At 71.9% G+C, this 13,014-nt stretch carries 15 protein-coding genes; 10 read left to right on the plus strand and 5 right to left on the minus strand.

From position 1 onward, the window contains the following. Positions 1 to 6 precede the first annotated feature (6 nt). A complete protein-coding gene (locus tag ACXR2U_RS00560) occupies positions 7 to 1,293 on the minus strand; it encodes a plasmid pRiA4b ORF-3 family protein (protein ID WP_458822954.1) in 1,287 nt (428 codons plus the stop codon). 56 nt (positions 1,294 to 1,349) lie between these two features. Between ACXR2U_RS00560 and ACXR2U_RS00565 the strand changes: the two genes are divergently transcribed. The 4 genes from ACXR2U_RS00565 (at position 1,350) to ACXR2U_RS00580 (ending at position 3,887) form a co-directional block, all read left to right on the plus strand. After that, complete coding sequence (locus tag ACXR2U_RS00565; protein WP_458822955.1) at positions 1,350 to 2,540, plus strand: DUF2786 domain-containing protein; 1,191 nt, start codon at positions 1,350 to 1,352, stop codon at positions 2,538 to 2,540. Positions 2,541 to 2,643: 103 nt separating this feature from the next. Beyond that, positions 2,644 to 3,000: a hypothetical protein gene (locus ACXR2U_RS00570; protein WP_458822956.1), complete on the plus strand. Its 357-nt coding sequence runs from the start codon at positions 2,644 to 2,646 to the stop codon at positions 2,998 to 3,000. 12 nt (positions 3,001 to 3,012) lie between these two features. After that, positions 3,013 to 3,327 (plus strand): hypothetical protein, encoded by a 315-nt coding sequence (locus tag ACXR2U_RS00575; protein ID WP_458822957.1) that lies wholly within the window; start codon positions 3,013 to 3,015, stop codon positions 3,325 to 3,327. Further along, positions 3,327 to 3,887, plus strand: coding sequence for a DUF6036 family nucleotidyltransferase (locus ACXR2U_RS00580; RefSeq protein WP_458822958.1), 561 nt, complete (start codon positions 3,327 to 3,329; stop codon positions 3,885 to 3,887). Before ACXR2U_RS00575 ends, ACXR2U_RS00580 begins: the two co-directional genes overlap by 1 nt. Here ACXR2U_RS00580 and ACXR2U_RS00585 read toward each other — a convergent pair. Next, entirely contained in the window at positions 3,884 to 4,057 is a 174-nt protein-coding gene (locus ACXR2U_RS00585; protein ID WP_458822959.1) for a hypothetical protein, read from the minus strand. The genes ACXR2U_RS00580 and ACXR2U_RS00585 overlap by 4 nt on opposite strands. A gap of 377 nt (positions 4,058 to 4,434) precedes the next feature. Between ACXR2U_RS00585 and ACXR2U_RS00590 the strand changes: the two genes are divergently transcribed. Together ACXR2U_RS00590 and ACXR2U_RS00595 are read left to right on the plus strand one after the other, a co-directional pair. Further along, positions 4,435 to 5,811, plus strand: a complete 1,377-nt coding sequence (locus tag ACXR2U_RS00590; protein ID WP_458822960.1) for an RNase A-like domain-containing protein — start codon at positions 4,435 to 4,437, stop codon at positions 5,809 to 5,811. Between the two features lie 9 nt (positions 5,812 to 5,820). After that, the gene (locus ACXR2U_RS00595) at positions 5,821 to 6,144 is read left to right on the plus strand and encodes a contact-dependent growth inhibition system immunity protein (protein WP_458822961.1); all 324 of its coding nucleotides are present in this window, start codon (positions 5,821 to 5,823) and stop codon (positions 6,142 to 6,144) included. 17 nt (positions 6,145 to 6,161) lie between these two features. Here the strand turns inward: ACXR2U_RS00595 and ACXR2U_RS00600 are convergent, their stop codons facing one another. Continuing rightward, on the minus strand, positions 6,162 to 6,737 hold the full coding sequence (locus tag ACXR2U_RS00600) for an N-acetyltransferase family protein (RefSeq protein WP_458822962.1): 576 nt from the start codon (positions 6,735 to 6,737) through the stop codon (positions 6,162 to 6,164). Positions 6,738 to 7,017: 280 nt separating this feature from the next. On the opposite strand from ACXR2U_RS00600, the gene ACXR2U_RS00605 reads away from it, so the two are divergent. Further along, entirely contained in the window at positions 7,018 to 9,270 is a 2,253-nt protein-coding gene (locus ACXR2U_RS00605) for a LuxR C-terminal-related transcriptional regulator (protein WP_458822963.1), read from the plus strand. Between the two features lie 15 nt (positions 9,271 to 9,285). On the opposite strand, the gene ACXR2U_RS00610 is transcribed toward ACXR2U_RS00605, so the two are convergent. After that, a complete protein-coding gene (locus ACXR2U_RS00610) occupies positions 9,286 to 9,444 on the minus strand; it encodes an LxmA leader domain family RiPP (protein ID WP_458822964.1) in 159 nt (52 codons plus the stop codon). Between the two features lie 44 nt (positions 9,445 to 9,488). Continuing rightward, positions 9,489 to 9,647, minus strand: coding sequence for a signal protein (locus ACXR2U_RS00615; protein ID WP_458822965.1), 159 nt, complete (start codon positions 9,645 to 9,647; stop codon positions 9,489 to 9,491). 225 nt (positions 9,648 to 9,872) lie between these two features. Between ACXR2U_RS00615 and lxmK the strand changes: the two genes are divergently transcribed. The 3 genes from lxmK to ACXR2U_RS00630 are packed head-to-tail and all read left to right on the plus strand — an operon-like array spanning position 9,873 to position 13,005. Continuing rightward, a complete protein-coding gene (gene lxmK / locus ACXR2U_RS00620) occupies positions 9,873 to 11,015 on the plus strand; it encodes a class V lanthionine synthetase subunit LxmK (RefSeq protein ID WP_458822966.1) in 1,143 nt (380 codons plus the stop codon). Further along, on the plus strand, positions 11,012 to 12,046 hold the full coding sequence (locus ACXR2U_RS00625) for a T3SS effector HopA1 family protein (protein WP_458822967.1): 1,035 nt from the start codon (positions 11,012 to 11,014) through the stop codon (positions 12,044 to 12,046). The genes lxmK and ACXR2U_RS00625 overlap by 4 nt, the downstream gene beginning before the upstream one ends. Further along, complete coding sequence (locus ACXR2U_RS00630) at positions 12,043 to 13,005, plus strand: LLM class flavin-dependent oxidoreductase (protein ID WP_458822968.1); 963 nt, start codon at positions 12,043 to 12,045, stop codon at positions 13,003 to 13,005. Before ACXR2U_RS00625 ends, ACXR2U_RS00630 begins: the two co-directional genes overlap by 4 nt. Positions 13,006 to 13,014 lie beyond the last annotated feature (9 nt).

Consider the following 13,014-nt stretch of genomic DNA (forward strand, 5'->3'; position numbering starts at 1 on the left):
GGGCCGTCAGCGCGGCCGGGTCTGCCGGTCGAGCAGCTCCAGGTTCGCGTTCTTCGCGTCGAGATCGAACGCCTCGGGGTCGAAGGCGCCACCGAGCCACTCGAGCAGGTCGCCGTGCTCGTCGTCCGCGGGGTCGGCCAACACCATCAGCAGCTCCTCGTAGCCGCCAGGTCCGCCGCAGTCCTCGGGCGGGCAGGCGCGAGCACCGGCGACCACCCGCGGCACCGACGACCCGATGCCGAGCGCGCCGAGCTCGACGTCGTGAGTCCAGCCGTCGCCGAAGTCGTACTCCCAGGTGAGGCGCGGCGTGACACGGCGGAGGTCGGCGAGGGTGACGGCGTCCTCCTCGCCGAGTGGACCGTCGAAGTCCTCGACGTCGCCGTAGAGCGTGCCGCCCACGTCGAACATGTGCAGGTGGTAGCCCTGCCACCCCATCGCGGTGAGCAGCACCTCGTGCGTCTTCGCGAGCGTCAGCGACGACGGCACGACCAGCCGCCGCCACACGGGTGGTTCGACGTCACGCAGCGTGACCGTCAGTTCCAGGGTCTGCCCGGCCGCGGGCGCCGGTGCGCGACGGGGCGGTGCCTCACGGCCGATCAGCGCCGCCCGCGCCAGGGCGACGGCACCTGGGGACGGCGGCGGCGGCTCGTGGTTCCAGGATTCCGACACCAGCCGGAGACGGCGGAACAGCTCGGTGGTGTCGCGGGCGGCCCGCTGCGCGTCGAACGGCGTGAGCGGCTCGTACGACCCCATCCACCAGCCCAGCACCGCCATGGCGTCGGCGAGCTCGGCTCCGTTGATAGCCCGGCCCGCCGCCGTCATCAGCAGCGCCACCGTGCCCGCGTGCCGTTCGGAGTCGACCCGGCCGTCGGGCAGCTTCGAGGCGAGGTGCCACCACAACCCGGTCGGATCGGTGACGAACCCTCGGCCGACACGGGTCGGCAGCAGCTGGCCGCGGTACTTGCGGACCAGGCCGTACCGGGTCGCCGACTCGCGCAGCAGCATCGCCGGGATCGCCAGGTTCTCCCGGTTGCCCTTTCCCCAGAACCTGTCCGACTCCCCCAGCGCATCCATCATCTCGACGACGAGCGCCGGCGGCAGCCACCCGGCTTGACTGAGCTTCACGCCGCCGCCGATGCGTTCGAGGAACCACCGGTACGGCTCGACGACGGCTGCGGCGTCGTCGCCCGGTGTGGCCGGTTCATCGAGACGGGCGTCGTCGAGCAGACGCAGCCAGGTGGTGGACCGCGTCGCGCGGAGGCGGTCCACGACCTGCTCGACGGTCGGATCCACAGGTCCGATCCCACCACGCAACGGAAACTGTCGGACCCCAGGTCCACGCTCCCCGCATGCCGAACCCGTCGCAGCACGAGCAGGTCGAGACCGAGCTGATGAAGCGGGCGGTCGCGTTCATGTTCGGTCCGCCCGTCGGCGACCCGGTGGCGCCGCTCCTCGCCGTGCCGGAGGACATCCTGCGTCTTGCCGTCGCCCGGGTCACGCCGCGCGCCGTCGCCGCTGCAGTCGAGTCGGGCTGGCGGCCCTCCGATCTCGACCAGCTCCGCTCCCGTCGCCTCACCGGCCACGCCGCGTTGTGCCTGCTCGACGTGCTGGGCGAGGTGACGGCGGCGGACGGGCGGTTGCGTACCAACCCGGGGTGGAGCGCCGAGCTGCGGGCGGTCATGACGGCGGTGCCGGCCGGCGCGCCGCGTCCACGGCTCGCCGACCCCGCGGACACACGGTGGGCCATCGCGCACATCGTCGAGACGGCCCTACACGTGCTCGGCGCACTGTCCCTCCTGCCGCGGCTGCCCAAGGCGGCGCCCGTGACGGTCGACGAGGCCGGCGGAGCCGAGGCGGCGATGCTGGTCAAAGTGCGGGCGTTGCTGGTCAAAGCGGAGCGGACCGAGTTCCCGCACGAGGCCGAGACCTACGCCGCGAAGGCCCAGTCGTTGATGGCGCGACACAGCATCGACGCGGCGATGCTCAGCGCGGACGGGCAGGCGCCGACTTCCGGAACGGCCTTGCACCGGATCTGGCTCGACGCCCCGTACGTGCGCGCGAAGTTCTCCATCGTCTCCGCAGTCGCGCGGGCCAACCGGTGCGAGGCCCTGCTGAAGCCCGGGTTCGACTTCGCCTCGGTGGTCGGCATGCGTGACGACGTCCGGGCCACCGTCATGCTCGCGACGTCGCTGCAACTGCAGGCCGCACGTGGTGTCGCCCGGGTACGTCCGGACGACGGCGCGTGGTCGTCGTCGGTGAAGACGTACCGCCGGTCCTTCCTCCTCGCGTTCGCCGACCGGATCGGGGAGCGTCTGCGCGAGGTGCGGACCGAGGCGGAGGCGTCGGCGGACCAGGACCGGTTGTTGCCGGTGCTGGTCGACCGGAAGGCAGCCGTCGACCGTGCCGTAGCGGAGGCGTTCCCCCTCATGAAGACGTTGCGTTCCACGGCCGCACTCGACCCCGCCGGGTGGGCCGCCGGCCGCGCCGCCGCCGACCTTGCCCGGCTCGGTGCGGCAACACCGTTGCCGAGGCGGTCATGACCAGGGGACGAGCTCGACGTGATCAGCGCGGCGACCACGTCGAGCCGCCGCTGCTCGGCAGCACCACCGCGCCGATATCCTCCGCGCGGCACAGGTCGAGCGGGTGGGGATCGGAAGTCGCCACCCGATCGCCCGACCGGCGCGCGGCCGCTGCGACCACGCAGTCGGCCAGGCTGACCGCGCGACGGGTGCGGTGGTGATGCCGCGCGCGCAGACGGCCGGCGTCGAGACCCAGCCCGCTGTCGACGGCGAGGGCGTCGAGAAGTCCGAGCTCGGCGAGGTCGAGCGCCAGCTCGTCAGTGTCTACTGCCCTTCCACCCTCCTCATCGACGATCTCGGCTTCACTGGGCAGTCCGAGTCGAGGGTGAAGTCGACCGGCGCGGAGCTGCGAACGCTGGGTGTGCGGTACAACGACCACCGGATCCGAAACACGCAGGACCTGGGTAACGCCCTGCGCTAGTACTCTGGCCCCATGACGCGGGAGGCTGCACGCAGCTTGGCGCTCAACGCTGCCGTCGCGCGCCGACTGCAAGCTGATCCCGACGCGGTGCTCTCGAAGATGGACGCCAACCTCGCGCAGGGTCTGAACCGCCACGTGCGAGGCCAGGCGGCCCTCATGCTGGGTGAGTGGCTCACGCTGCGGAATGGCCCCCAGCCAGTCGATGCGCTCGTTGAGGCGTTGACGTCTCCGTCGGAGTTGGCGATCGAGATGCGCCAGAACTCGCCCTTCGCCGGTGTGCTCACCATGCAGGAGCGGGCTGATGCGTACGCCGAGGCTCTTCTGTAGTGACGCGGGAGGAGCTAGCCCACATCCTCCGCGCCTCGGCGACGATCGCCGATGATCCAGACATCTTGGTCATCGGCAGTCAGTCGATCCTGGGCTCGTTCGACGAGCACGAGCTTCCTGACGCCGCGGTGGCCTCTGCCGAGGCCGACATCGCCTTTCTGAACGACCCGACCCTTTCCAAGTCCGACAAGGTTGACCTCTTCATCGGGGAGGACTCCTCCTTTCACGAGTCTTTCGCGATCTACGGCCAGGGCGTCGACCTCACGACAGCGACCTTGCCGGAAGGCTGGCAAGAGCGGTTGGTGAACTTCGAGCTGGCCTCGGCGGAGCCCAGCCGTGCCCGCTGCCTCGAGCCTCACGACCTGGTCGTGTCCAAGCTGGTCGCCGGCCGAGCCAAGGACCTCACGTTCGCCTGGGCCCTCATCGAGGCGGGGCTGGTCTCTACCACGACGCTGGAGGCGCGGGCGAAGACTCTCGACGCAGGCTTGGCCCGTGATCGCGCGCTCGAAACGATTCGCAACTACGCCGGCAAGATCAAGCCTCCGCGCGTCAATCCTTAGCCTTCGGCCTGCATGTCGGCGATGGCCTTGTTCAGGTTGCTCACGGCCGCCGAGAGCGCCAAGTACCGCGGGTTGGTGTTGGCCTTGGGCTCGCATGTCCCCTCTCGGATGCGCCGGATGTCGTCGACCATGGCGTGAAGCTTGGCGATCTCGGTGTCGTAGGTGGTCACGTGGCGAGCCTGCACCGCCGGGGGTCACGGCGGTAGTGCGGTCCAGTAGTGCAGTGACCGCTTGTCGCGTGACGCTGCCGCTACACGAAGATTCGCAACTGACGTCGCTGATCGTCCCCGCGCTCAAGGGCACGGCGATCGGCGCCGGTCACTGGCGGTGGTTGGAGCCGCACGTGAGCGTTACTACGAGACATACGCTCAACGTGAGCGAAGACAACCGACATCACGGCCGAGCGGTGAACTGTCGACACCACGGCCAACTCGACCTAGCCGATCAACGAGGCGACCGCCAGGACCGCGGTGAAGCTGTGGACGGCCGTCCACAGCTGACGATCCGTCCTTGAAACCCGGCGCCGACCACGACCAGGGTCGTCATCGTGCCTGCCGTCCTCGACGTCGATCCTGACGTCTACGCCTCGGCCGGGAAGGCGTTCCTCGCCGTCAACGACGCCGTGTGCGATGCCGTGACCGCACTGGCCACCGCGGTCAACGGCGCGGGCGGGATGGCGGGCGTCGACAGCACCGGCGCCGCATGGGCGCGCGACTACGACGCCGCCGCGGACGCTCTCCTGCGCGCCGACGCGACCGTGGTCGAGGCGCTCGGTGTCGTGGGTGACCGCCTCGTGGCCAGCGCCACCAACCACGACGACGCCGAGGCCGCCTCGACTCCAGCCGCGTCGAGCACTGCCGGCCCTCCCGCCTACCCCAGCACACCGGTGACCAGGCGCGGGGTCAGCGTCGTGGTGTCGACCCCACCGAGCGCCGACGGCACACCGGTGGACCCGCCGCCGGGATGGTTCCTCGTCGCGCACGCGCTGGCGGTCGTGTGGCCCGCGGGCCACCCGGACCAGCTGCGCGAGGTCGCCAACGGCTGGCTCTCGGCCCACTTCCGGTTGACCGACGAGGCCGACCGGCTCTCCCGTCCGATCGCGGACCTGTCCGGTCAGAAGTCGCCGGAGATTCCCTACGCGCTGCAGCTGTGTTCGAACCTGCAGAACACCCTGCGCACCCTGGCCGGCGAGCACCAACTGCTCGCGCAAGCGTGCGGCGGGTACGCGAGCGCGATCCAGCAGATGCACGGCGACGTGATCACCGAACTGGTCGAACTGCTCGCCACCGAGGCGGTCATCGAGGCCGCCGGTGCCCTCGCAGCAGGCCCGACCGCCGGGCTGGCGGAGATCCCGACGCAGACCGTCGCCGGCGGCCGGGTGGCGATCGCCGTCGTCCGGATCAGTCGGTACATCTCGCGGCTCGCCGAAGAGGTCGTGACCTTCGAGAACCTGCTCGCGGGTGTGAGCGAGCGGGTGATAAGCGTCCTCGCCTCGCTGCAAAAGGTCACCGAACAGCGGGAGCTGCTGCAAGCCGTGACCGATCTGGTCGACGCCGGCGTCCCACCCCTCGACCTCCAGGCCAACGACCGGGACAACCCCTCTGCACATGTCATCAGGCGGCATGTCGCGAAGCCCGACACTTACCTGACCGGACGCACCGACCAGCCGATCGCGTCGACCTTCACGTCGATGGCCGCGGCCACGGTGGCCATCTCGGGTGTGATCGCGGGCCACCTGGCAGAGATCCAGGCGTGGCTCCGCGGTCACAAAGCGGAGCTCCGCCTGACCGGCCCGTTGCCGGCAGGTGCCGGCCGCTCGTATCTGCGAGACTCGAAGCGTTTCATCGTTCCCCTCAACCTGCGTGTCACTCTTCGCCGCAACTCGCAGGGTTGGTTCGTCTTCACCGCCTTCCCGGAGCCCTAGATGCCAGTCGTGACCGGATTCCAGATCCTCACCAGCGCGTACCTCGGGCAGGACTGGACCCTGTACGGGGCCACCTCTGAGGAAGCCATCGCCGCCTTCCTCCGAGACGAGGATCAAGATGACGTCACAGCGTCGATCGGTGGTTTCGAGGACCTACTGGCTGCGGAGTTGACCGAGGACGAGTACTACCAACGATGGATCTTCGCCCTGCACTCCGGCTACGACCCCCGCGACGACGGCTACACCTTCCGCGACTGGTTCGCCCACGCACTCGAGCTGCTCCGTCGCGGGGCCGCGCGCGGGCCGGGCGGTGCAGCGCCGGAACCGAGCTGAAGGCGGGCGGCGCTCGATCAAAGCGTCCGCCGCATGATCAGCCGCGGCCGCTTCGAGGCCAGCGCATCGGTCTGGCCGACGACCTCGAACCCCGCCTTCTCGAACATCTGCCGCGTGCCGACGAACGCCATCGTGGTGTCGATCCGGCCGCCTTCGGCGTCGACCGGGTAGGCCTCGACGGCCGGGGCGCCGCGGGACGCCGCCCAGGCCACGGCGCCCTCGATGAGCGGGGTCGTGTAGCCGCGCTTGCGGCGTCCGCCCCGGATGACGACGCAGATGACGCTCAAGACGGCGACGTCGTCGAGGGGGCGGATGAGCTTGGACTTCGCCAGGCGCGGGTTCTCGGCGCGGGGGCCGATGCTGCACCAGCCGACCGCCGTGCCGTCGACGTAGCCGACCACGCCCGGCGGGTTGCGGCGCCGGCCCAGTGCCCGGGCCACCTCCTCGCGACTGCCGTGGCCCAACTCCTCGATCTCCGGCGCGTTGAGCCGGTGCGACAGGCACCAGCAATGGGTGGCGCGGCGGTTCGGGTTGATCACGTCGGCGAAGTCCTCGAACCGCGACGGCGTCACGGGGTGCGTCTCGAAGTCCACCCCGGCATCACACCCCACGGCTCCGACAACCTAACGCATCAACGCAGATGTACGAGAGAGCTTCACTGTGTAAGGACCTCGTTCGATCACCGAACAGCCCTGTCACGTGACCATTTCGTGTGCAACGATCCAGAGAGGTCACACTTCGGTCACGTTCGCGGGCTTTGTCCGGTCTGTGGTCGGGGTGACCCGCTCTCAAGGGGGGGAGCGGAGGCCGGAGGGGATCGGCCGCGTGTTGACACCTGCGCTGCGCTCGAGAGGCTCGGACGTCGGATCCGACGTGCCCTTCGTCGGGCGGGAGGCCGAGCTCGCCGCACTCCGGGAGCAGGTCGACCGGCCCGACGTCGAGGTCGTCGAGCTGGTCGGCGAGCCCGGGGTGGGCAAGAGCCGCCTCGCCCACCAACTGCTGCACCTGGTCGGCCCAGGCGCCGACGTCGTGCTCGTCGACGATGCCCACCGGCTCGACGCTGCCGAGCGAGCGGCCCGGATCGAGGCGGCACGCGCGCCCGGCCGCACCGTCCTGGTCACCGACCGCCGCGCCGGCAGCGGAGTCGACGCCACCCACCTGGTGCGCCCACTCCCGGTTCCCACCGACTACTCCCTGCTCGACGTCGACGCCGCGCTGCGGGTGCCGGCGGTCGCCCTGCTGGTTGCGGCCCGGCGCACCGTGCAACCGTCGTTCGAGCTCGACGCCGAGACCCTGCCCGAGGCCGCGGCACTGTGCGCCCACTTCCGCGGTGTGCCGCGCGACCTGCGGGTGGCCAGCGCCCTGCTCACCACCGTCGACGCCGACCTCGCCACCTCGCCCGACGCCACCCGCTCCCCCACCGTGACGGCCCTGCTCACGCAGTCGCGCGTCGAGCACGGCCTGGCCGACACCGCCGAGGTCGCGACCGCGATGTCACCCGACGCGCGAGCGGTGCTCAGCACGGCAGCGCTCGGCGTCGACGGCATCGGCCGGCAGGCCCTCGCCCGGGTCACCGGCCTGTCCGTCCTCCGGCTCGACCGCGCCACGGCCGAGCTCGTCGACCTCGGTCTGCTGGTCGCGAGCGAGCAGAGCTCGGCCGGGCCGGGCGGGTTGGTGCGCGCCCGCTTCCACGTCCCGGTGACGGCGCTGCCCGTGGCCGCCGCGGTCACGTCACCCGAGGACGACGACCACCTGGCAGACCGTTGCACGCTGCACCACCTCGACGTCGTCACCCGCGCACTGGCCTTGCTCGACAGCCGCAAGCAGGCCACCGGGTTCGCACTGCTGCACGCCGAGCACGCCAACATCACAGCGGCGCTCGCCCGCGCCCGCGACCTCGACCCCACCCGAGCCGTCGACGCCGTTCTCGGCCTGCGTACCTACTGGCGCGCCCTCGGGCTGGTCTTCGATGTGCAGGAGCAGGTCGAGGCGCTCACCGAGGTCGAGCACGCCCTCGACCCCGAACACGCCGTCCGCCTCGGCTTGGCCCTCGCCGACGCCGAGGCCCGGCTCGGGGAACCCGAACTCGCCGCGCACTCCCTCGAACGCGGCCGCCGGCTCGCCACCGACGCACAGCAACCCGACGTGCTCGTCACCGAGGGCGTGCTGGCCCTGACGGCGCCGGGCTCCAGGGACGAGGCCGTGTTGCTAAGGGGTGCCGACGCGTTGCGGGCCGCCGGCCGCCCGGCCGAAGCCGACCGCGCCGTCCTCATGGCCGCGTTGCACTGCCTGTTCGACGGCCGCCCGGCCGACGGCGCGGCGCTGTGCCGCACGGTGCTGCCCGACGCCCGCCGCCGCGGCGACCACCTGTCCTCCGGCGCCGCGCTGCTGCGCCTGGCCGGGTGCCACGCCGCGATCGACGACGCCGTCAGCGCCGACGAGTACTGGTCGCGGGCGATGGTGCACCTGCGGCAGCTCGGGTTCGCCGTGACCCTCGGGCAGATCGCCGAGATCGTCGGCAGTTGCGTGCAGTCCAACAGCCGCGCACGGGGGCTCCGGGTCACCGAACTGCTGGGCGCGATGGTCGACGAGCGGCAGACGATGCCGACCGGGCACGACGAGCCGGCGTTCGTGGTGGCGGGGTTCGAACGGCGGATGTCGCAGGTGCTCGGCCCGGTCGACTTCGCCGCGGCGTGGACCCGCGGCCGGGCCACGACCCCCGAGGCTCTGCTGGCCGCGGTGGCCCGCGACGCCGTGGCGAGCGGCACCACCGTGACGGTCGAGCCGGTGGTCCTGAACGAAGTGGTCGCCGAGACCCAGACCGAACCGTTGCCCACGGCACCGGTCGCGGCCCTCGACGACCGGTTCGCGTGCTGGTCCGACCTCACCCCACGCGAGACCGAGGTCGCGCTGCTCGTGGCGGACGGCCTCTCGAACCGGCAGGCCGCGCGCCGGCTGGCCATCTCGGAGTGGACGGTGGTCAACCACATGCGCGGTGTGCTCGGCAAACTCGGCCTGCGGTCCCGGGTCCAGCTCGCACGTTGGGTCGCCGAACGCGAAGCGGCTCACGCCCAGACGGCGGCGGGCACGGGCTTGTCACCCGTGCCCGCCACTGACCTGGCGTGATCCCTCAGCGTGCGGTCACCAGCTCCAGGACCACGACCACGAGACGGACAGCGAGAGCGAGACGGACAGCGACACCGAGGTGTCGGGGTGCTCGACGGCCTGCGGGCCGCGCTCCTGCACGATCGCGCTCGGGCTGGCGTACGCGGCGTAGCCGTTCATGAGGTCTTCGGACATGTCAGGACTCCTCTACGGGGACGGGACGGGACGGACGGGGGCGATCAGAACGAGAACGAGAACGACCAGGACACCGAGAGCGACAACGAGATCGACACCGAGATCGAGGTGTCGGGGTGCTCGACCGCCTGCGGGCCGCGCTCCTGCACGATCGCGCTCGGGCTGGCGTACGCGGCGTAACCGTTCATGAGGTCTTCGGACATGGTGCTCACTCCTTGCGGTGGTGGCCGGTCGATCGACGCGGCATCCGGTGTGACGACCGGTCGGGGCCCGGCGCCGCGTCGGACCTGGTGTCCTGACGCCTGCACAGCTGACCGCACCCACCCGGGCCGCCGACATGACCAGACCTTGCTGACAGGGCACAGAACTCCTGTCAGACAGGGTCTTGCGGGTGCCGCGCGCCGCCCGGTCTCCCTAGCGTCGAGGCCATGACAGCCACCCGAGCACCGGAGCGTGACGTCCTCACGGCCACGGCCGACCTCGTGACCGCCGCCCTCGCACGCCTCGGGCTCGACGGATTCCTCGTCGATCCCGACCGTGTCAAGGGCGGACGCAACGACAACGTCGTGGGCGCCGTGACCGACGGCCGTACCGTGTTCGTGAAACGGTTGCAGGGCGCAACGGAAGACGCCGGCGCCCGGTTCGCCCGCCTCGACGCCTTCCAGCAGCTCATCGCCGGTCTCGCCTCCGAACACCTGGTCACACCGCAGTTCCTCGGTGCCGACCCCGGGTCGCACGTCCTCGCCTACGCCTGCCTGCCCGACGCCGTCCCCGGCAACGAGCTCGCCGAGGACGGCCGGTTCGACGTCGCGTTGTGCCGCCGGGCCGGCCGCGCCGTGGCCGCCCTGCACACCCTGGACGCACCCGTCGGCGAGGAGACGTCGACACGCTCGGGGTCCCGGCTCGCCGACAGCCTGCAGGCCCTCACGGTCGAGGCGTACGTGAACAGCAGCGGCGCCGAACTCGAGGCCTGGGCGCTGCTCCAGCACGACCGCCAGCTGCTCGAGGGCCTTCAGGTGCTCGCCACGGCGTCCGCCGCGGCGCCGCGGGTGCCGTGCCACGGCGACCTGCGCCTCGACCAGTTCCTGCTGCAGGACGACGTCCTCTACCTCACCGACTGGGAGGAGTACCGCCTCGCCGACGCGGCGCACGACGTCGGTGGGTTCGTCGGGGAGTTCCTCCGCACCGCGGTCTCCCGCATGTTCGTCGACGTCGAGGCCGACGACACCACGCCACCCGGCGAGGTGCACGCGGCGTTGATGCGCCGCGGCGACGCCGAACTGGCCTCCGTCCGCCCGCACATCGGCGCGTTCTGGGCGGGGTACCGCGAGGTGCGCGGTGACGTCACGCCGGTCGACCCCGGCTTCACCGACCGCGTGGTCGCGTTCGCGGGCTGGCACCTGTTCGACCGGTTGCTGGCCGGCTGCATGCTCAGCGCCAAGCTCACCCACGTCGAACGCGGGACCGCGGGCGTAGGACGCAACGCGCTCCTGACCCCGGCGAAGTTCGCCGCCACCATCGGCCTGGTCGACGTCGACGCCGCCGCGGACGACACGGGGGCGGTCCGATGAGCACCCACCTGACCCCGGAGATCAGCGCCCGGCTCGATGCGCTCGTCGTCGCCGAGGACGGCACGAGCATCCGAGTGAGCGAGGACCGCACGGTCGAGAGCGAGACGCCGAAGCAGTTGCGGGGCGCCCTCGCCACCGCGCTCTACGAGGAGTGGCACGCCGGCATCAGCCCCGAGGCCTCGGCCCGTCGGCGGCGTTCACCCCGCCGCGACCACGACCTGGAAGCGTTGCTGGCCGCAACAGTTCCACACGACACCGCCGAGGTCGAGGTGACGGTCGGTCCGCGCGGCGCTGGGCCCGACGGCGAGTGCGTGGTGGTCGAGCTGCACCGCGTCCGCGTCCGGGTCCCCCTGGCCGGCGAGCTCGGTGAACGGCTGCGCCACGCCACCCCCGGCGACGCCGTGACCCTCCCGTTCGGTTCCGTACGGCCGTCGCTGTCACCGGGGTTCCTGCTGGTGAACGGTTCGACCGGCGGGCCCGGCCAGGGCGAGATCCTCCGGCTCTACCTGCACGTCCCCACCGCCGCGCTCGCGCCGGGGGTGTGGGGCGCCACCCTCGCCGCGCTCGAGGACGCCCGCGTGCCGTACCGCGCCAAGGTCTTGTCACGGCGGGAGTCCTACCCGCGTCGCGACGCCGTCGTGGTCTACCTCGGCGAGCGGGCCTGGCCGGTGCTGCCGGACGTCATCGCCGCGGCCACCGACCTCGACGCGCTCGCGGCGGACACCTCGGCGCTGGCCCACAGGGTCGCGCCGGGCGTGGCGATGGCGTGGGATCCGCGCGACGGCCGTCCCGGGTGGGACCGGATGAGCTTCGGGCAGCACCGCGGCGCGGTGGTGGCCGAAGCGGTCGTCGGCGTCATCGAGAAGGGCGGACCGGGCGACCCCGCGGCGGTGCGGGCCGCCGTGGCGGCGAGCCTCGTCGCGGCCTCGGTCGACCCGGCCGCGCCCTACCGCAACACCGACTCCCCAGCGCTGCCGTCGTCGGTCGCGACCCCCGACTCGTCGCCGCTGCTCGCGGCGGTGGCGTCGTGACCGCGCGGCCGACACTCTCGGTGCTCTACCCGCTGCAGCCCACCCACGGCCGGGAGATGGTGCCGTTCGCGCAGTTGGTGCGCGACAGCAGCGCGCGCCGGCTCTGGACCGGTCAGTCGCTGCACGTGGAGAGCCACGCCGCGTTCGCGTACCTCGCGGGCGCGGGCTACGAGATCCCGGTGGGGATCGCCGTGGGTCTCGCCGCCCTGCGGCACCCGTACGACGCCGCGTTGCAGGCCCGCTCGCTCGCCGCCCTCACCGGGCAGCCCGCCACCATCGGCTACGGCGCTGCGGATCCGTACTTCGTGGCCAGCCTGCACGGTGCGCCGTGGCCCGGCCCCGCGCGGGTGGTCGAGGAGTTCGTCACCGTCACCCGCGCGTTGCTGGCGGGTGGTCCGGTGCAGTTCCACGGACGCCACTTCCAGGTCGACGCCAAGCTGCCACCGATGGCCCACCCGCCGGTCGAGATCGGAGCGGGCGTGCTGCGCCCGGCCATGGCGCGCGCGGCCGGACGGGTCGCCGACGCCGCCATCACCTGGTTGACGCCGCCGGACTACCTGCGTGACACCGTCGCCCCGGTCATCGCGGGCGCGGCGTCCGAGCGTGAGGGCGGACCCCGCCTGGTCGCCGTCGTGCACGTCGCGGTCGACCGGCCCGGGCGGCACGCGATGCTGCTGGCCCAGCACGGCGCCTTCAACCACCTGCGCGCACCGCACTACACCGACATGCTCCGGCGCGCCGGACTCGACGTCGACGCCTCCGACCCGATCGCGGGCGCCCGCGAACTGGTCGAGCAGGGCGTGTTCGTCTACGGCAAGCCCGGCGACATCACCGCCGAACTCCAGCGGTACGCCGCGGCGGGCGTCGACGAGGTCGTGCTCAACACCACCGCCGTGGCCGCGGTGCACGGCATGGACGCCGCCGCCGAGGACCTGCACGACATCCTCGCCGAGGTCTGAGGAGACCAC

This window comes from Jatrophihabitans sp. YIM 134969 (assembly GCF_054456675.1).